This is a genomic window from Hydrogenophaga sp. ZJX-1 (assembly GCF_048590325.1).
Lineage (GTDB): Bacteria > Pseudomonadota > Gammaproteobacteria > Burkholderiales > Burkholderiaceae_C > Hydrogenophaga.
In genome coordinates this window covers 362713-380852 of record NZ_JBMBRA010000002.1, presented here as the reverse complement: position 1 = coordinate 380852, position 18140 = coordinate 362713, and the positions used below count along the sequence as shown (strand labels likewise).

Annotated in this window: 19 protein-coding genes; 12 read left to right on the top strand and 7 right to left on the bottom strand. The window is 65.9% G+C overall.

Annotation, left to right across the window (positions count from 1 at the left end):
• Positions 1 to 286 precede the first annotated feature (286 nt).
• From ACN5W5_RS06525 to ACN5W5_RS06505, 5 genes are all read left to right on the top strand, one after another.
• Entirely contained in the window at positions 287 to 1135 is an 849-nt protein-coding gene (locus ACN5W5_RS06525; RefSeq protein WP_420047743.1) for a 2OG-Fe(II) oxygenase, read from the top strand.
• Between the two features lie 191 nt (positions 1136 to 1326).
• Positions 1327 to 2730 (top strand): class I SAM-dependent methyltransferase, encoded by a 1404-nt coding sequence (locus tag ACN5W5_RS06520; RefSeq protein ID WP_420047742.1) that lies wholly within the window; start codon positions 1327 to 1329, stop codon positions 2728 to 2730.
• A 9-nt stretch (positions 2731 to 2739) separates the two neighbouring features.
• Positions 2740 to 4080: a sensor histidine kinase gene (locus ACN5W5_RS06515; protein ID WP_420047741.1), complete on the top strand. Its 1341-nt coding sequence runs from the start codon at positions 2740 to 2742 to the stop codon at positions 4078 to 4080.
• Positions 4077 to 5282 (top strand): ATP-binding protein, encoded by a 1206-nt coding sequence (locus ACN5W5_RS06510; protein ID WP_420047740.1) that lies wholly within the window; start codon positions 4077 to 4079, stop codon positions 5280 to 5282. Before ACN5W5_RS06515 ends, ACN5W5_RS06510 begins: the two co-directional genes overlap by 4 nt.
• Positions 5279 to 6238, top strand: coding sequence for a response regulator (locus ACN5W5_RS06505; protein ID WP_420047739.1), 960 nt, complete (start codon positions 5279 to 5281; stop codon positions 6236 to 6238). The genes ACN5W5_RS06510 and ACN5W5_RS06505 overlap by 4 nt, the downstream gene beginning before the upstream one ends.
• Before the next feature lie 52 nt (positions 6239 to 6290).
• Here ACN5W5_RS06505 and ACN5W5_RS06500 read toward each other — a convergent pair whose 3' ends face one another.
• The 3 genes from ACN5W5_RS06500 to ACN5W5_RS06490 form a co-directional block, all read right to left on the bottom strand.
• Positions 6291 to 6719 (bottom strand): organic hydroperoxide resistance protein, encoded by a 429-nt coding sequence (locus tag ACN5W5_RS06500; protein WP_420047738.1) that lies wholly within the window; start codon positions 6717 to 6719, stop codon positions 6291 to 6293.
• A gap of 51 nt (positions 6720 to 6770) precedes the next feature.
• On the bottom strand, positions 6771 to 7232 hold the full coding sequence (locus ACN5W5_RS06495; protein WP_420047737.1) for a MarR family winged helix-turn-helix transcriptional regulator: 462 nt from the start codon (positions 7230 to 7232) through the stop codon (positions 6771 to 6773).
• A gap of 178 nt (positions 7233 to 7410) precedes the next feature.
• The gene (locus ACN5W5_RS06490; RefSeq protein WP_420047736.1) at positions 7411 to 8466 is read right to left on the bottom strand and encodes a serine/threonine protein kinase; all 1056 of its coding nucleotides are present in this window, start codon (positions 8464 to 8466) and stop codon (positions 7411 to 7413) included.
• A gap of 39 nt (positions 8467 to 8505) precedes the next feature.
• Between ACN5W5_RS06490 and ACN5W5_RS06485 the strand changes: the two genes are divergently transcribed.
• The gene (locus tag ACN5W5_RS06485) at positions 8506 to 8961 is read left to right on the top strand and encodes a potassium channel family protein (RefSeq protein ID WP_420047735.1); all 456 of its coding nucleotides are present in this window, start codon (positions 8506 to 8508) and stop codon (positions 8959 to 8961) included.
• Positions 8958 to 9854: a class I SAM-dependent methyltransferase gene (locus ACN5W5_RS06480; RefSeq protein WP_420047734.1), complete on the top strand. Its 897-nt coding sequence runs from the start codon at positions 8958 to 8960 to the stop codon at positions 9852 to 9854. The genes ACN5W5_RS06485 and ACN5W5_RS06480 overlap by 4 nt, the downstream gene beginning before the upstream one ends.
• Positions 9855 to 9888: 34 nt before the next feature.
• Here the strand turns inward: ACN5W5_RS06480 and ACN5W5_RS06475 are convergent, their stop codons facing one another.
• Positions 9889 to 10491 carry a hypothetical protein gene (locus tag ACN5W5_RS06475; protein ID WP_420047733.1) on the bottom strand — a complete coding sequence of 201 codons (603 nt, stop codon included), beginning with the start codon at positions 10489 to 10491 and terminating at the stop codon, positions 9889 to 9891.
• Positions 10492 to 10699: 208 nt separating this feature from the next.
• Here ACN5W5_RS06475 and ACN5W5_RS06470 point away from each other — a divergent pair, with 208 nt between their 5' ends.
• From ACN5W5_RS06470 to ACN5W5_RS06460, 3 genes are all read left to right on the top strand, one after another.
• Positions 10700 to 11890: a cation:proton antiporter gene (locus tag ACN5W5_RS06470; protein ID WP_420047732.1), complete on the top strand. Its 1191-nt coding sequence runs from the start codon at positions 10700 to 10702 to the stop codon at positions 11888 to 11890.
• A gap of 3 nt (positions 11891 to 11893) precedes the next feature.
• On the top strand, positions 11894 to 13021 hold the full coding sequence (locus ACN5W5_RS06465; RefSeq protein ID WP_420047731.1) for a YbdK family carboxylate-amine ligase: 1128 nt from the start codon (positions 11894 to 11896) through the stop codon (positions 13019 to 13021).
• A 189-nt stretch (positions 13022 to 13210) separates the two neighbouring features.
• Entirely contained in the window at positions 13211 to 13480 is a 270-nt protein-coding gene (locus ACN5W5_RS06460; protein WP_420047730.1) for a hypothetical protein, read from the top strand.
• Here the strand turns inward: ACN5W5_RS06460 and ACN5W5_RS06455 are convergent, their stop codons facing one another.
• On the bottom strand, positions 13481 to 14311 hold the full coding sequence (locus ACN5W5_RS06455; protein ID WP_420047729.1) for an ABC transporter permease: 831 nt from the start codon (positions 14309 to 14311) through the stop codon (positions 13481 to 13483).
• A 2-nt stretch (positions 14312 to 14313) separates the two neighbouring features.
• A complete protein-coding gene (locus ACN5W5_RS06450; protein ID WP_420047728.1) occupies positions 14314 to 15249 on the bottom strand; it encodes an ATP-binding cassette domain-containing protein in 936 nt (311 codons plus the stop codon).
• 106 nt (positions 15250 to 15355) lie between these two features.
• Here ACN5W5_RS06450 and asd point away from each other — a divergent pair, with 106 nt between their 5' ends.
• Positions 15356 to 16273, top strand: coding sequence for an archaetidylserine decarboxylase (gene asd / locus ACN5W5_RS06445; protein ID WP_420047727.1), 918 nt, complete (start codon positions 15356 to 15358; stop codon positions 16271 to 16273).
• Positions 16270 to 17496 (top strand): formate-dependent phosphoribosylglycinamide formyltransferase, encoded by a 1227-nt coding sequence (purT, locus tag ACN5W5_RS06440; protein ID WP_420047726.1) that lies wholly within the window; start codon positions 16270 to 16272, stop codon positions 17494 to 17496. The genes asd and purT overlap by 4 nt, the downstream gene beginning before the upstream one ends.
• Here purT and ACN5W5_RS06435 read toward each other — a convergent pair.
• Positions 17477 to 18127: a DUF2238 domain-containing protein gene (locus ACN5W5_RS06435; protein WP_420047725.1), complete on the bottom strand. Its 651-nt coding sequence runs from the start codon at positions 18125 to 18127 to the stop codon at positions 17477 to 17479. The two genes, purT and ACN5W5_RS06435, sit on opposite strands and share 20 nt — an antisense overlap.
• Positions 18128 to 18140 lie beyond the last annotated feature (13 nt).

Genomic DNA, 18140 nt, shown 5'->3' with positions numbered 1-18140 from the left:
GATGCTCCGTTCAAGGCCCTCATGTCCGCGGCGGTACTTGGGTCGTGCGGGCATTTCGGGCTCGCGTTCAAGGCGTGAGCCGCTGCTACTTGTGCCCCTCTTGATCTTGGTCAACTGAATGCTGCTGGGCGGGGTGCTCAAATCTCGGGTTGAGTACTTCTTCATTCATTCCAGTGTGGATGGAATCGGTGTCACCCAGCTGATCCGAAGTTTCCACTCCCATCGTCCGTGCGGAACCCCTGTTTGAACGAAGTGCGTTGTGTTTGTTCTTTTCAGGAGTATGAGCATGCAGCAGTGCGATTTTGGTGACCGGTTCATTTTTGACGACCCCAGGTACGAAGCTTTGGCCGCCGAAGGCGCCGCCAAGTACCGGTTGGGCACACCGTTCAACCACATGGCCTTCGACAACTTCCTGCCACTGGACGTGGCCGAAGCCATGCTCGCCGAATTTCCCAAGGCGCAGGACATCGAGTGGCACAACTACAACCGCCCGGCCGAGCAGAAACTGGTCTGCGTCGACGAGACCAAGTTCGGACCGGTCACGCGCAGCATGTTGTACCAGTTCAACTCCGCGCCTTTCCTGCGTTTCCTGGAAAAGGTCACGGGCATCGACAACATGATCTCCGACCCTTCGATGCGCGGAGGCGGCTTGCACCAGACCCCCAAGGGCGGCCTGCTCAAGCTGCACGCCGATTTCAACAAGCACGACGCCAACTTCCTCGACCGCCGCATCAACGTCATCTTCTACATGAACAAGAACTGGAAGGAAGAGTACGGCGGCAGTCTGGAGCTGTGGGACCAGGAGGTGACGAAATGCGAGGTCAAGATCCTGCCCGTCTTCAACCGCCTGGCGATCTTTTCGCCGACCAGCAAGACGTTTCACGGCCACCCCGACCCGCTGACCTGCCCCGATGGCGACTCGCGCAAGTCGCTCGCACTTTTTTATTACACCAATGGCCGGCCCGCCAACGAGACCAACCAGTCTCACACCACGATCTTCGCTGAGCGGCCGCACGAAAGCATCGGTGGCATGCGCTGGCGCGTCTCGCAGGACTACATGCCCCCGGTGCTGTTCCGGGCGATGCGCCGTTTCCGGGAACGCCATCTGGCCAACACGATCCAGAAGCGCGGCTGACACAGCCCCGCCCCTTGGCATGGCCCATGCACCCCGCAAAGGGGGCGTGGGCTTTTTCTTTTTGGCTCCGGGCATTTGCGCACGGAGCCCCGTGACAACGGCCGCCACGCGAGATGACTACACTCGCGCACAGGGACTTCATTCCGGGGCGCCTCATCCATGGCCCCCTCCTTGTTGATAACGGCCACACCGTGCAATTCCAGCGTCCATTCGATCCTGTCGTCACCTTTCGCAACAGCCAGGGCGAGGCCGCCCGCGGAACCCTGACCAGCCTGCAGCGCCGCTCGCTGGTGATGGAGGTGTACAACCCATACTCCATCGTGCAGGTCAGCGAGGTGCTCAGCGATCTGAGCATTCGCTCGGGCGACCGCAGCATTTACAAAGGCAAAGCGGTGGTCGTGAGCCTGCTCAACACGGGGCTGATGGCGGTGGTGTCGGTTGCCCTGATCGACGAATGGAACGATCTGGGGGGCATCGGTCACAGCGCACGCAGCGTTTCCGAGGCGGTGAGCCGGTTTGTCGAAGAGTGGGAGTCGCGCTCACGCATCAGCGAGGCCTACCAGGTGGTGGTCAACGATCTGCGCGCCTACTTTTCCGAAGTCACGCGCTGGCTGGACCAGGCCGACATCACGGCCGGATTGCCGCGGGACGTGCATGGTCGCGTGCGCGATGAGGTTTTCTACGAAATCGCCCGGCCGCTCATGAGCACGGTGCGCGAATACCTTGTGCGATTCGAGCGAGAAGCCGCCAAAGTACCTCCCGAGCTGGAGTCGGCTCACCGCGTTTTTGCCCAGTCCGCCATTCACCCACTGGTGTTGCGTGCGCCCTTCGTCTACCGGACCTTTGCCAAACCCTTGGGCTACGCGGGCGACTACCAGATGGTCAACCAGATTCTGGGTGACCCGCGCGAGGGACCCAGCACGTACTTCGAACTGGTGAACTTCGTGTTCCTTCAGTCCAGCGTGGCGCAGGCGCACCGCAACCGGGTGGACATCCTGCTGGAGCGGCTGCGGACCCTGGCTGCCCAGGCCCGCGAGCAGGGCAGACCGCTGCGCATCCTGAACGTGGGTTGCGGGCCGGCGGGTGAGCTGCAACGCCTGGCCGCCACCGATCAGCCACTGGACCACCTGGACGTGGTGCTGATGGACTTCAGTGACGAAACCCTGCTTTACACGAGCCAGAAGCTGATCGAGACGGCGCAGGCCGCCGGGCGCGAGCCGCTGAAGGTGACGCTGCGCCACGAGTCGGTGCACCAGTTGCTCAAGCGTTCGTCGCGTGACCAGGGCATTGCGCTGGACGAGCAGTACGACTACATCTACTGCGCCGGTCTGTTCGACTACCTGGCCGACAAGGCCTGCGCGCGGCTGATCGCCTACTTCGACCGGCATTTGCGCCCGGGTGGCACGCTGCTGGTGACCAACGTGCATTCCAGCAACCCGGAGCGCTTCTGGATGGAGCACTTCATGGAGTGGTACCTGATCTACCGGGATGAGGGGGGCCTCACCAAGCTGTTCCCGTCAACGCTGCCCGATGTCAAGACCTACACCGATGCGACGGGCGTCAACCTGTTCGCCGAGGCCGTCAAACCGCTGTGACGTCCAGGCATGACCGGTAACCTGAGCCCTGGCCAACTGCCGGCTTCCTACGAAGAGGCCACACACCAGCATCTGGTTTATTACAGCCGGATCACCTGTGTGCTGGCCATGGTGCTCGTTGCCGGAGGGGTTGGGCTGGATGCGGCTTTCTACCCGGAGCACTCGCATGATTTCGGGTTGGCGCGTCTCTTGGTGGTCGCGCTGATCGGGGCCGCGCTTTGGAGCTACAGCAGTTCGTGGGGCTTGCGCCACGTCAGAGGGCTCACCTACTTCTGGATTGCCCTGCCCCAATTGATGATTGCCTGGATGATCTTCAGCACCGATGGAGAGGCATCGATCTACTTTGTCGGTCTGACCCTTGCTGTGTCGGGCATCAGCATCTTTCTTCCCCTGACCTTGCTGGAGGCGCTGGTTTTCAGCGTCTTCACCATGCTGGCCTACACCCTGGCCTGTGTGCTGCGCGTCGGTGGCGTGCAGCACTGGCCGGTTCTCGCCGGTCAGCTGATGTTTGTACTCTTCTTTTCACTCATCGCGATCACGGTGTCGGTGTATGGCGAGCGGCAGCGGCGGCAGACCTACGCCTTGCAGACCGAGGTGCAGCGCCAGAAAGACGAACTGCTGGCGCAGAACAAGGCCCTCGTCGAGATCAAGGGCCAGCTGCTGCAGCGCGAAAAAATGGCCGCCATCGGCACGCTCTCGGCCGGCCTGCTGCACGAGCTGAACAACCCGGTCAACTACAGCCTCATGGCCATCAACATGGCCCAGACCCTGCCCGCAGCCAAAAGCGACGAGCTGCTCAAGGAAAGCCTGGTGGATGCCAAGGAGGGCATGACGCGCATCCAGAACATCGTCACCGACCTGAAGACCTTCGCTTACCAGAATCCCGGCGACAACAGCCAGCGGCCCTTTTTGCTGGAGCAGGCCATCCGCTCGGCCCAGCGGCTCGCCGGCCACGAGCTCAAGGGGGTGACGGTGTCGATCGAGGTGCCGCAGGACACCCATGTGCTGGGCGACGAGCCGGCCATCATCGGCGTGCTGATCAACCTGTTCAGCAATGCGGCCCATGCATTGGCCAAGGCGCAGCGCGAACAGCCGCGTATCGACGTGCGGGTTCAGACGGAAGGTGGACGCCTGCGCGTGACGGTCCGTGACAACGGCCAGGGCATCCTGCCCGAAAACATCGGGCGCGTGTTCGAGCCCTTCTTCACCACGCGCGACGTCGGTGCCGGTCTCGGGCTGGGCCTGAGCGTGAGCTACGGCATCGTGCAGCGCCACGGCGGCTTGCTGGCGGTGGAGAGCCAGGCCGGTGCCTGGACCGCGTTCACTTTCGATCTGCCGAGGCCTGAATGAACACTGTCCAAGCTGTTTTGTCCACGGATGCGGGTACGGCCCACGCCGTGCTCATGGTGGACGACGAGCCGCAGGCCTGCAAGTGGTTCGCCCGCCTGTATGGCGACGAGTTCGTGGTCTGGACGGTCGGGGGTGTCGATGAGGCGCTGGCCCTGCTCGCGGCGCGCGGCAGGCAGGTGGCGGTGCTGCTGACGGATTACAGCATGCCGGGGCGCAACGGGGTTGAGCTGCTGGGGGAGGTGCGCCGGCAGTACGGACACATCGCCCGCCTGCTGGTTTCAGCCTGCGCCGACAAGGACGTTGCCATGGCGGCTGTCAACCAGGGGCAGGTAGAAAAAATTCTGGAAAAGCCACTGGATGAGGCGGCGACGCGCCAGGCCCTGCGCGATGCCCTGGCCGGCGCCCAGCGCCGCGCACTCGACCAGGCGCTCATCGACCAGCGCGCGGCAACCCTGCGCGAAACCCTGGGTTTTCTGGCCCACGAGGTCACCACGCCGCTGGCCACGGTGCGCGGTTACCTGACGGCCATGCGCGAGCGGCACCGCGATGCCCCCGAGGGCGACGGCGGCATGGCCTTCATCGAGCAGAACAAGCCGGGCGACGTGCTGTTCATGCTGGAGGCCGCCCAGCGGCGCGCCGACTACGCGCAGTCCCTGGTGTCCACCTTTGTGCAGACGGCACGCGACGCGTACCGCAGCGATGCGCAGGTGAGCCTGCGGGCCAGTGATCTGGTGGGGGCGGTGCGGGACGAGTATCCGTTTGATCCGGGTGAGGCGGCCTGGCTGTGCTGCGACCTCTCGGCAGACTTCAACCTGCCGGGGCGGCGCGATCTGCTGTACCTGGTGCTGTGCACCCTGGTCAAGAACGCGCTGCTGGCCTTGCGCTCGGCATTGCCCGATGATCCCTGTGTGCACATCGGGCTGGGCCGCGCCGCGCTGGCGCCCGGCTTGCCGGAGCAGGCCGTGATTCGTGTGAGCGACACCGGACCCGGCATTGCCCCGCACGTGCTGCAGCGTTTGACCCATGAGCCCGTGACCACCCGTGCCGAAGCCGGGGGGTCCGGCATGGGACTGGTGTTCTGCCGGCGGGTGATGGACTCACTCGGCGGAGCCGTCCACGTTCAATCCCAGCCGGGGCAGGGTGCCACGGTGACACTGTTTTTCCCGTGCCCGGAACAGACCCGGGCTTTGGAGCCTCTATGAAACCCGAAAAAATTCTGTACGTTGACGACGAAGCCATTGCGCTGAAGTATTTCGAGCGGCTGGTCGGTCCGCTGGCCCCGGTGATCACCGCCCTGTCGGTCGAAGAAGGCCGGGCCGTGTTGCGCGAGCACGGTGACCAGATCGCCGTGCTGGTCTGCGACCAGCGCATGCCCGGCGAACGCGGTACCGAGCTGCTGCGGCATGCGCGCCAGTACCACCCCAACATCGTGCGCATGATGACCACGGCCTACTCCGAGCTGGGCGAGGCCATCGATGCGATCAACACCGGTGAGATCTACCGCTACATCAGCAAACCCTGGGAGCTGGAAAGCTTGCGCGCCGACCTGAAGAACGCGCTGGAGCTGTCCGATCTGCGTGCTGAACGCAACGAGCTGCTGCGCGACAAGCTGCTGGCGCAACAAAGCCAGTTGCTGGCCCACCGGATGGCCGCGCTGCTGATGGTGAGCGCGGCGGTGCAGCCGCAGGACCACGAAGCCGCGCTGTACCGTTTTGCCCAGGCCACCATGGCCGGCGGTCCGGTGGCGCCTGTGGTGGACTGGAACCAGTGGGACCATGCCGACCTGCAACAGGCGGAGGCGCGGCGGGGCGCGAGCGTGGCCGGGCATGTGCGCGACTGGCTGCAAAACTTTGGCGCCCGCCACGACGACGCACAAGCCCTGGATACGCTGGCGCAGGCGGTGGGCGGTGAACGTCTGGGCGACGCGGTCCGGTTGCCCGGGGCCGATGCCTTCACTGCGCTGCTGGGTGCACCAGCGGGCGAAACCGCCACGGGCGCTCAGTGCGCCGGGCTGGCGTGGCTGCTCTGGGTGGGAGGGCGTGCGCAGGTGGAGGCGCTGGCGGACGGCTGGCGCGTGACACTGTCTGAAGCGCCCACCATGCCGGCCGACTGGCTGGCCGATGCCATGGAGCGTCTGGGCGGCCGTTCGCCCGGCTGAGTTCACCGACCCCGGGGCTCCCAGGGCCGGTGCGACCGATCCGGCCGGTGGATCAGACCACCGTGAGCGTGACGTCGATGTTGCCGCGGGTGGCGTTGGAGTAGGGGCAGACCTGGTGCGCGGTGTTCACCAGCTCTTCGGCCACGGCGCGGTCCAGGCCGGGCAGGTTCACCGCCAGGCGTGCCGCGATGCCGAAGCCGGCCGGGATCGGGCCGATGTCCACTTCGGCGTCGATCGACGCATCGGCCGGCACGGCGATCTTCTTCATGCTGGCCACGTGCTTGAGCGCGCCCATGAAGCAGGCCGAGTAGCCGGCCGCAAACAGCTGCTCGGGGTTGGTGGCGGTGCCGGCGCCGCCCATGGCCTTGGGCGGGGTGAGCTTGATGTCGAGCAGACCGTCGTCGGTGCGCGAGGCGCCTTCGCGGCCGCCGGTGGTGTGGGCGCGGGCGGTGTAGAGCACTTTGTCGAGGGAGGTGGCCATGGTGGTTCCTTTGAGGGTGGTTGCTTCAGCGAAGCGGGGTGAAAAAGGGGATCAGGCGGTGAGCCGGTTGCGCAGCGTCTGCACCTGGTGGGTCAACGCCAGGGCTTCGGCCACGTCGCACTGCGAGGCCTCCAGCACGCAGCCCGGAATGCGCAGGGCACGGGTCTTGAGCGCGCGACCGTCGGCGGTCAGGCGGATCAGCACCCGGCGCTCGTCGGTCGCATCGCGCAGCCGTGTGACCAGCCCAGCCGTCTCCATGCGTTTGAGCAGCGGTGTGAGCGTGCCGGAGTCGAGGTAGAGGCGTTCGCCGAGTTCGGACACGGCCACGCCGTCCTGCTCCCACAGCACCAGCAGGGCCAGGTATTGCGGGTAGGTCAGGCCCAGCTCGTCGAGCAGGGGCTTGTAGAGCTTGGTCATGGCCAGCGAGGCCGAATACAGCGCGAAGCAGAGCTGGTTGTCCAGCAGCAGGGCTTGCTCGGACAGGGAGTTACGGGGGGTGTTGCGTGTGGCCATGGGGTGAACTGTAGTTAGCAATTAAATTGTGTGCAATTTAATTGCTAAAAACCATACTGAACAAATGGTCAACACGTAGCGCGATGCCTGACCCGGAACGCGGTGGAACCGGCTTTGCCGGGCCACTCGCGTTGTCCCCTTGAGGGGGTGACCGGCGCAGCCGAGCGCGGGGGTGGGCCTAAGCCATCAGTGGCGGGTTCTGCATTTCCTCGATCTGCTCCACCAGCATGTCCACCTGGCCCTGCCAGTAGTCGCGGCTGCCGAACCAGGGGAAGTTGATCGGAAAGGCCGGGTCTTCCCAGCGCCGCGCGATCCAGGCGCTGTAGTGGATCAGGCGCAGGGTGCGCAGGGGCTCGATCAGGGCGAGCTCGCGGCGGTCGAACGGGCGGAACTGCTCGTAGCCGTCGATCAGCGCGCCGAGCTGCTGGGTCTGCTGGCGCCGGTCGCCACTCAAGAGCATCCAGAGGTCCTGTACGGCCGGGCCGGTGCGCGCGTCGTCCAGGTCCACGAAATGCGGGCCGGCGCCGGGCTGGCCCTCGGGCGTCCAGAGGATGTTGCCGGGGTGGCAGTCGCCGTGCAGGCGGATGCACCGGATGCCGTCTTCATCGGCCGGTTTGTTCGCGCGCAGCACCGGGTGGGCTTCGATCAGCGCCAGCGCTTCTTCCAGCGCTGTGGACCAGGCGGTCTGCACCTCGGGCGCCACCATGCGATGTTCGATCAGCCAGTCGCGAGGCTCGTGGCCGAAGCCGGCCACGTCCAGCGCCGGGCGGTCGGTGAAAGGCCGTGCCGCGCCCACGCTGTGGATGCGCGCCAGAAACCGGCCGATCCACTCCAGCACCTCGAAGTCGTCCAGTTCGGGTCGGCGCCCGCCACGGCGCGGGCTCACCGCAAAAGCAAAACCGCCGAAGTGGTGCAGCGTCTGGCCGTTCACCGCCAGCGGTGGCACGGCCGGGATTTCGGCCGCTGCCAGCTCGGCGGCGAAGGCGTGTTCTTCCGCAATCTGCGCGTCGCTCCAGCGCTCCGGGCGGTAGAACTTGGCCACCACCTGCTCATGGCCCTCGAACGGGCTTTCCAGGTGCAGCTGGTAGACCCGGTTTTCAAAGCTGTTGAGCGCGCTCAGGCGGCCGTCGCTCCACAGGCCGATGGCGCCCAGGGCGTCCTGCACCACGTCGGGCGTGAGGGCGGTGTAGGGGTGCGTGGTGCGCTGGGCTGCAGGGGCGGGGGGCTGGGTCATGGCTGCATTGTCGCCCGTGGCCCGTGCCAGAATCGGGCGATGAAACGATCGCGTCAACGCCGCCTGCACATCATGCGCCGCGGCCTCTGGTATTCGCTCGCGCTGTGCCTGGTCATCATGCTGTTCGGCGGCGCCGGCTTCTGGATACTGGAGCCGCGGGTGGCGACCCTGCAGGACGGTCTGTGGCTGGCCTTCACCACCGCCGCCACCGTGGGCTATGGCGATGTGGTGCCGCATACGCAGGCCGGCCGGATCTTTGCTGCGCTGATGGTGCTGCTTGGGCTGTCGGTGCTGTCGCTGGTGACGGCTTCGCTGGCCGCGATCTTTGTCGAACAGGAAGTGGAAAACGAGGTGGTGGCAGGCGAACGGCAGATCGAACACGAGCTGATGCGCGAAATCCGCGCACTGCGCGCCCAGGTGCAGGGGCTGCAGGACCGCATGGACGCTTCGCTGACCACCCCAGACAAACCCCAGAATCAGCAGGTCCGTTCGTGAAACCCTCCAAGACACACAAGCCGCCGCAGAAAACCTTGCAGGAACAGCTGCCCGAACTGCGCGAAGGCCAGTCGGTCGAGCTGCTGAAAGAACTGCACATCCTCACCCGCGAGGGCAAGCTCAACCAGGACACGCGGCGCAAGCTCAAGCAGGTCTACCACCTGGTGCAGTTCATCGAGCCGCTGCTGGCAACGGTGCTGAAGGAACGCGGCGACGTGACGCTGGCCGACCACGGAGCCGGCAAGTCCTACCTGGGTTTCATTCTCTACGACCTGTTTTTCAAGGCGAAGCCGGTGGGCTGGGTGTATGGCGTGGAGTCGCGTGCGGAGCTGGTGGAGAAGTCGGCCGCGCTGGCCGCACGCCTGGGTTTCGACCGCATGCGCTTCCTGGCCACCACGGTACAGCAGGCCCTGACCGATCCGGACCTGCCGCCAACCTTCGACGTGGTGACCGCTCTGCACGCCTGCGACACCGCCACCGACGACGCGATTGCCTTCGGCCTGGCCAAACAGGCGCGCCACATGGTGCTGGTGCCGTGTTGCCAGGCCGAGGTGGCCAGCGTGATGCGCAGCAGCAAGGCGCTGAACCTGTCGCGCACGCCGCTGGCCGAACTGTGGCGCCACCCGCTGCACACGCGCGAGTTTGGCAGCCAGATCACCAACGTGCTGCGTTGCCTGCAACTCGAAGCCCACGGCTACAGCGTGACCGTGACCGAGCTGGTGGGCTGGGAACATTCGATGAAAAACGAGCTGATCCTGGCGAGCAAGACCGGGCCCGGTCACCGCGCCCAGCGTGAGCGGGCGGGCGAGCGGCTGCAAAGGGTGCTCGACGAACTGGGCCTGCAGGCGCTTCGGTCGCGCTTCGGCGTTGCCGAGCAAGCCACCGCCGCCTGAGCGGCCAGTTTCCCAGGCGGGGGATGCGGCCCGTTTATTTGCCGGCGGGCTTGGGCGCCGCCGGCTTGTTGCCGTTCGCCGGTGTGCTCACACCCAGGCGCGTGCCGATCGACTGTTCCAGCGTGCGCAACTTGGTCTCGATGTTGCCGCGCGTGTCGGCCACGAGCTTGACCTGCAGCGACTGCTGCATCTCACCCAGGTGCTGCTGGTATTTGGCGTATTCCGGCGACTCGAGCAGGGTGACGATCTTGCGCAGCTCGTCCTCGGAGAACTTCTGATCGAGCACGGTGCCCACGGTGCTGGGGGCGAGCTGAATGGCGCGACTGCGCACCAGCGGCACGGCTTCATCAAGGTACTTTTTCGTATCGGCCTGGATGTCTTTGGCCACGGCCTCCTGCTTGTCGGCGGCGACACGCGAGCGCAGGGCCACGGCCGCGCCGTCCAGCATTTCGGCCGCGGGCTGCTCGGCCAGTGTGCGGGCCAGCGATTCGATGCCCGGCTGCTGCAGCTTGAGCAGGCGGGTCACCAGCTCCTTTTTGGCCGGGGTGGAGGGGGCGGGGGACTGTGCGCTTGCAGCGGTCGCGGTGAGCAGCAGTGCAAGGGACAGGGCGGCGGTGTTCAGCGATTTTTGGATCATGCGGCATGTTACCCACAAAGCGGTGGCGCTCTGGAAACGCATGTAACCAGCATGCGGCATTTGTGAACCGGTGGCGCCTGACCCAGGACCCCGATTTCCCGTCCGATCAACAGGGAAGACCGTTGAATGCGCAGGATGTAGCCGACCCAGGTGTTCAAGCATTTACGAGGGCTTTACCATCCGGGCTCCCTTTCTGAAGTGAGTGCCCATGTTTTCCGATGTGAATTTCCTGTTCCAGTCCATGGCCTGGCCACTGGTGCTGCTGCTGGCCTGGTTTGTGGGCGAGCGCCTGCACGAGGCCGCCAGCGTGCCGCGCGTGAGCAGTTACGTGGCGGTGGGCCTGGTGGCCAGCCTGTTTGATCTGCCCGGCCTCACCAACGCCGTGCCAGGGCTGCCGTTTCTGGCCAACGTGGCACTTTCGCTGATCCTGTTCGAGCTCGGCTACCGCATCAACCTGCGCTGGTTCCGCCACAACCCCTGGGTGCTGGCGCTGGGTCTGGTGGAGTCGGTGGTCACCTTCATGGCCGTCTACCTGGCCTCGGGGTGGTTCGACCTGTCGACCGAAACCCGCCTCATCATCGCGGCCTTGTCGGTTTCTGCCTCGCCCGCGGGCATCGTGCGCGTGGCCAACGAGCTGCGCAGCGCCGGGCAGGTGACCGAGCGCGTCATGCACCTGTGCGCCATCAACTGCCTGGTCTCGGTGCTCGCGCTCAATCTGGTGGTGGGCTACTGGCACCTGAGCACCTCGGGTGACCTGGTGATGGCGGCGTTTGGCAGCATCCATGTGCTGGGCACGTCGGTGGCGGTGGGCGCGCTGCTGGGCGTGGCCGGTCCCTGGCTGCTGCGCTCGCAGCGCATCCAGGAGCGCGACGTGACGCTGGTGTTCGCACTGGCTGTGGTGTTGCTCACCACCATGGCCTACGGGCTCAAGCTGTCGCCGCTGCTGGCGGCGCTCACGTTCGGCATCGTCGCGCGCGAGCGCCGCGTGCACCTGACCAATGCGCAGCGCGGCTTCGGCACCGCGGGCGACCTGCTCACGGTGTTCCTCTTTGTCTACATCGCCGCGCTGCTGGACTGGACCGATGTCTGGGGCGGCATGCTGCTGGGTCTGACGCTGATCGTTGTGCGCACCGCGTCCAAGGTGGCCTGCAGTCTGGCGGCGGCGCGGCTGTCGGGCATCACCGAGCGCAAGGGGCTGCTCACCGGGCTGGCGCTCACGCCCATGTCGGCCTTTGCCATCCTGCTGCTGGAACAGAGCCGGCTGTACGGCTTCGACCCGGCCCGGCAGGTGCTGGCGGTCATGGCCGGCATGATGCTGGTGCAGGAGTTGCTCGGGCCGCTGGTGACCCAGCGCGGCCTGATGGCCGCGCACGAAACCCACGTCACGAAAGAGGGCTGAACGATGCCATTGGAGACCTTCAAATCCTCGCAGTCGCTGACCATGGGCGTGGAGCTGGAACTGCAGCTCGTCAACACCTACGACATGGACCTCTCCAGCAGCGCCAACGACCTGCTGGAACTGCTGCGGCGCAAGCCTTTCCCGGGCGTGGTCACGCCCGAGATGACGCAGAGCATGATCGAGATCGCCACCGACATCCAGACCGAGCACGGCCCGCTGCTGGCGCAGCTGCGCGAGATCCGGGATACGCTGGTGCGCGCGGGCGACCGGCTCAACATCGAGATCGCGGGCGGTGGCACGCACCCGTTTCAGCGCTGGTTCGAGCAGCGCATCTTCTCCAAGCCGCGTTTCGAGCAGCTCTCGGGCCTGTACGGCTATCTCGCCAAACAGTTCACCGTGTTCGGTCAGCACGTGCACATCGGTTGCGCCTCGCCCGACGAAGCCCTGTTCCTGCTGCATTCGCTCAACCGCTACGTGCCGCACTTCATCGCGCTCTCGGCCTCGTCGCCCTTTTTCCAGGGCGTGGACACGCTGTTCGACTCGGCGCGGCTGAATTCGGTGTTCGCCTTCCCGCTCAGCGGCCGCGCGCCCTTCACGCTGAGTTGGGACGAGTTCGCCAACGTGTACTTCACCAAGATGGAGAGCACCGGCGTCGTCAAGTCCATGAAGGACTTTTACTGGGACATCCGGCCCAAGCCCGAATACGGCACGATCGAGCTGCGCGTGTGCGACACGCCGCTGACGGTGGAACGCGCCGCTGGCCTGGCGTGTTACCTGCAGGCGCTGTGCCGCCACCTGCTGGAGCGCAGCGAGGCGCCGCCCGAAGAAGACGACTACCTCGTCTACACCTACAACCGCTTCCAGGCCTGCCGCTTTGGGCTCGACGGCATGATGGTCAACCCCAAGACGCGCGAGCAGATCAGCATCCGCGAGGACGTCCTGGCCACTTTGCGCCACCTGGGGCCGCACGCCGAGGCGCTGAACTCACAGGCCGCGCTCGACGAGATCGAACGCACCGCGGCGCGCGATGGCAACCACGCCAGTTTCCTGCGCAAGCAGTACGCCGCCAGCGGCAGCGTGCAGGGGGTGGTGCGCGCCAGCGTGGACGCTTTGCGCAGCGGCCCGGGCTGAGGCTTGCTCGGCTCCACGGACACAGGGCTGGAATAAGCCGGGAAATTCCGGCCCATCTCCGGGCTTGTCAGGCAAACACCTACAGCCTGAATGGGGGTGCGCTGACTTAACGTTTTGAAACAGGATGAATACAGTTTGTCACATCGACAAACGAATTGTTATTCACCCCTTTTTCCGCAGGACACCGCCATGAACTCGATCCACAGCCGCCTCAATCCCTTCGTCCTCATGCTCGATCCGGAAGCCGTGATCAGCGCCATGGAAGACAGCAAGATGCTGCGCAACCTGCGCCAGCGCATCTGCCGCCCGCTGGACAAGCCCCTGATCCCCAAGACCCACACCATCGACCGCATCGTCCTGCGCGACTACGACGCCGTGATCGACGCCGAAGAGTTCATGGACTCGGGTGTCCACTTCTATGCCGAAGCCCAGCCGGCGCTCCAGGCGGCTGTGCACTGATCAGCGAGCAAACCGCTTGCGGGTCAGCGCCAGGGCCAGCCAGAAGGCCACCACCGTATAGAAGACCAGCACCGCGGCATGCAGCCAGGCCTGATCGGGCCACTGGTCCATGAACAGGGGCCGCACCAGCTCCACCGCATTGGTCAGCGGCAGCCAGTCCGAAATCGCACGCACCACCCCGGGCAGCTGCTCCCGCGGGAAGAAGACCCCGGAGAGGAACATCATCGGGGTCAGGAACAGCGTGAAGTAGTAGGTGAAGAAGTCATAGCCCTGGGCCAGGGCGTTGAACACCAGGGCGATGCACGAGAACGTGATGCCCACCCCCAGCAGCACCGGCCAGGCCAGCAAGAGTTTGGGTGAATGGCTGATGCCCAGACCGAGCATGACGGCCATGATGGCGGTCACCGAAAACAGCGCCTTGAAGCCGGCCCACAACATCTCGGCCAGCACCACGTCGTCCAGGCTCACCGGCGCGTTCATGATGCCGTCCCAGGTCTTCTGCACGTGCATGCGTGAGAACGCGGAGTACAGCGCCTCGAAACTGGCCGCGTTCATCGCGCTCATGCAGATGCTGCCGCTGGCCAGGAACAGGATGTAGGGCACCGCTGTTTCGCCCTGCGGCGTGGTGATGGTCACCTGGCCCACCAGCGCCCCCATGCCGTAACCGAAGGCCACCAGCCACATCAGCGGCTCGGCGATGTTGCCCACCAGGCTGGGAATGGCGAGCTTTTTCCAGACCAGCAGGTTGCGCAGGAACACCGGCCACCAGTGGCCGGAGAGCCGGGGTGCAGCCCAGTGCGAAGGGGAGGGGGCGATGGTGGTTGTGTTCATGTTCATCCGTCCTCGCGGATTTGCCGGCCGGTGAGTTTCAGAAACAGGTCTTCGAGGTTGGCTGGTCGATGCAGGGTGCGCAACTCATGGTGCGCGCCCAGCGCGGCCAGCAGCGGCAGGGCCTGCGCGGTGTAGAAAAACACGGTCTCGCCGCTGACCTCCACCCGCGCCGCGAGTGCGCGCAAGGCGGCGTGGTCTTCGGCCTGCGCCAGCGCCAGCGCGCCGTTGCCGTAGACCTCCACCACGTCGGGCTCCAGGTGCTGCGCGATCAGCTCGCGCGGGCGGCCCTCGGCGATCTTGCGGCCGTGGTCCAGCACCAGCAGGCGCGAGCACAGGCGCTCGGCCTCGTCCATGAAGTGTGTGGTCAGCAGGATGCTCTTGCCCTGCTGCAGCAGCAGCTGCAGGCGTTCCCACATCAGGTGACGCGCCTGGGGGTCCAGTCCGGTGGTGGGTTCGTCGAGCATCAGCAGGCGCGGGTCGTTCACCAGCGCACGCGCCAGCGACAGGCGCCGCTTCATGCCGCCCGAGAGTTCGCCTGGTTTGGCGTCCGCCTTGTGCGAAAGCGCGGCGAATTCCAGCAACTGCGGGATGCGCGGGCGAATCTGCGCGGCGCTCATGCCGAAATAGCGGCCGTAGACCAGCAGGTTTTCGGCGCAGGAAAAGTCCGGGTCGAGCGTGTCGATCTGGCTCACCACGCCCAGCTGCGCCTTGATGGCCAGGGCGTCCCGTGGCATGTCCATGCCAAAGGCGGTGATGCGGCCGGCGTCGGGCGCGGTCAGGCCCAGGCACATGCGGATGGTGGTGGTCTTGCCGGCACCGTTGGGCCCGATCACGCCCAGGCATTCGCCCGGCGCGATGCTGAACGACAGGTCGTCCACCACGGTGTTGCCGCCATAGCGCTTGGCCAGGTGCTGGCATTCGAAGAGGTTGGCAATCATGGAAGGGCATTGTGCCCGCGCGTTCGAGCCTCCGCGCCACATGGGCGCCAGGGGCGCCGCCTACAATACCGGCACCGGACCGATCGGTCTTTTCACGCGTTTTGCCGTGTCCTTATCCCCTGCTGTTGTTCTGCAATACCTGCTGCCCAAACGGGCACTGACCGTGTTCGCCGGCTGGTGCGCCGGATCGAAGGCGACCTGGTGGACGCGCAGGGTGATCCCCTGGTTCATCCGCCGTTACGGCGTCAACATGGCCGAGGCCGCGAACCCGGACCCGCGCGGTTACGCCACCTTCAACGCGTTTTTCACCCGGGCGCTCAAGCCCGGCGCGCGGCCACTCGCGCGCGCGGCCTTTGTCTGCCCGGTGGACGGCGCCATCAGCCAGTTCGGCGCCATCGAAAAAGACCAGATCTTCCAGGCCAAAGGCCACAGTTACAGCACACAGGCCCTGGTGGGCGGTGACGCTGAACTGGCCGCGCAGTTCGAAGACGGCGCTTTTGCCACCATCTACCTCAGCCCCAAGGATTACCACCGCATCCACATGCCCGCTGCCGCGCGCCTGCGCCGCATGATCCATGTGCCGGGCGACCTGTTTTCCGTCAACCCGACCACGGCGCGCGGTGTGCCCGGCCTGTTTGCGCGCAACGAGCGCGTGGTCTGCGTGTTCGATGTGCCGCACGGCGAGAGCGGCGAGATGCGCCCCTTCGTGCAGGTGCTGGTGGGCGCCACCATCGTGGGCAGCATGGCCACCGTGTGGCACGGCGTGGTGAACCCGCCGCGCCCGGGCCAGGTGCGCGAATGGCGCTACGACGACAAGGCCTTTTTGCTGGACCGTGGGGAAGAGATGGGCTGTTTCCTGCTCGGCTCCACCGTGGTGCTGCTCTGGCCGAAAGACACCATCCACTTCAACGAGCAGTGGCTGGCCGGGCAGGGTGTGCGCATGGGTGAAGCCATGGGCAGCGCCACGCTGGCCGAGCCCGACACCAGCCCACAGGCCTTGATCACCTCCCAGGACACCCCATGACCACCCTCGGCACCCCCCTGTCTCCCTCCGCCACCAAGGTGATGCTGCTCGGCTCCGGCGAGCTGGGCAAAGAGGTGCTGATCGCCTTGCAGCGCCTGGGCGTCGAGACCATCGCGGTGGACCGTTACGACAACGCGCCGGGCCAGCAGGTGGCGCACCATGCGCGCACCATCACCATGAGCGATCCGGCGCAACTGAAGGTGCTGATCGAGGCCGAGCGCCCGCACCTGGTGGTGCCCGAGATCGAGGCCATCGCAACACCCATGCTGCAGGAGCTCGAAGCCGCTGGCGTGGTGAAGGTCATTCCGACGGCGCGCGCGGCGCGCCTGACCATGGACCGCGAAGGCATCCGCCGCCTGGCTGCCGAAACGCTGGGCCTGCCGACCAGTCCGTACAAATTCTGCGACTCGCTCGAAGAGCTGCAGGCAGCCATCGACGCGGGCATCGGTTACCCCTGCATCGTCAAGCCGGTGATGAGCAGCTCGGGCAAGGGCCAGAGCAAGATCGACGGCCCGGCGGACGTGAAGACCGCCTGGGACTACGCGATGTCGGGCGGCCGTGTGGGCCCGGGCCGCGTCATCGTCGAAGGTTTCATCGATTTCGACTACGAGATCACGCAACTCACCGTGCGCGCGCTCGGTGCGGATGGCCAGATTGAAACCCACTTCTGCGACCCCATCGGCCACGTGCAGGTGAGCGGCGACTACGTGGAAAGCTGGCAGCCGCACCCCATGACGCCGACCGCGCTGGCCGAGTCGCGCCGCATCGCCAAGGCGGTGACGGACGATCTGGGCGTGGGCCACGACGGCCAGCCTTCGGGCCTGGGCCTGTTCGGCGTGGAGCTGTTCGTGAAGGGCGACAAAGTCTGGTTCAGCGAAGTGAGCCCGCGCCCGCACGACACCGGCATGGTGACCATGATCACGCAGTGGCAGAACGAATTCGAGCTGCACGCCCGCGCCATCCTCGGCCTGCCGGTGAGCACCGCGCTCAAGAGCCCGGGCGCCAGCGCCGTGATCTACGGCGGTGTGGAAGCCCGGGGCATTGTGTTCGACGGCGTGGACGAAGCCCTGCGCGTGCCCAACAGCGAAATCCGCCTGTTCGGCAAACCCGAGAGCTTTGTGAAGCGCCGCATGGGTGTGGCGCTGGTGCACGACGCCGATGTGGAGGTGGCGCGCACGCAGGCCAAGCTCGCGGCCTCGAAAGTCAAACCCCGGCGGGCCTGACTGTCGCGGGAGCGGGCAGGCGCGCGAGCTGCGCGTCGTGCCAGCGTGCCAGCAGCCCCTGCGCCGCGATGGCCCCGATGAAGGCCAGTGCCATGTCTTTCTGCGTGTCCCACGGATCGCCCTGGGTGCCCAGGAAGGCGTCAGCACCCGCGCCAATCGCCACCGCAACGCCCCATTCGATCAGTTCGTAGAGCGCGCTGATCGCACCGCACACGCACACCACGATCACGAACAGCCAGCGTCCCGGCCTCAGCGGCGTCCGGCGCAGCAGCAGCTCGCGCGCCACCATGGCGGGAACGAAACCCTGGGCCAGGTGGCCGATGCCGTCGTAGGGGTTGCGCGTGAGGCCCATGATGTCCTGCATCCAGAAACCCAGCGGCACCTTGGCGTAGGTGTAGTGGCCGCCCAGCATCAGGACCAGTGCGTGTACGAAGATCAGCGCATAGACCAGCCGCGTGAGCGGAAAACGCTGCCAGCTGAACCAGAGCAGGGGCAGGGTGATGATCACGGGCGCCACTTCCAGGGCCCAGGTGTCGAGCTCCAGCGGATGGAAACCCGACAGGGCGAGCAGCGCCAGCAGGGCCAGCGAAAAGATCAGCAGGCCGCGCGAGCCCAGGCTTGTTTCGTGCATCGCCCGATCATAT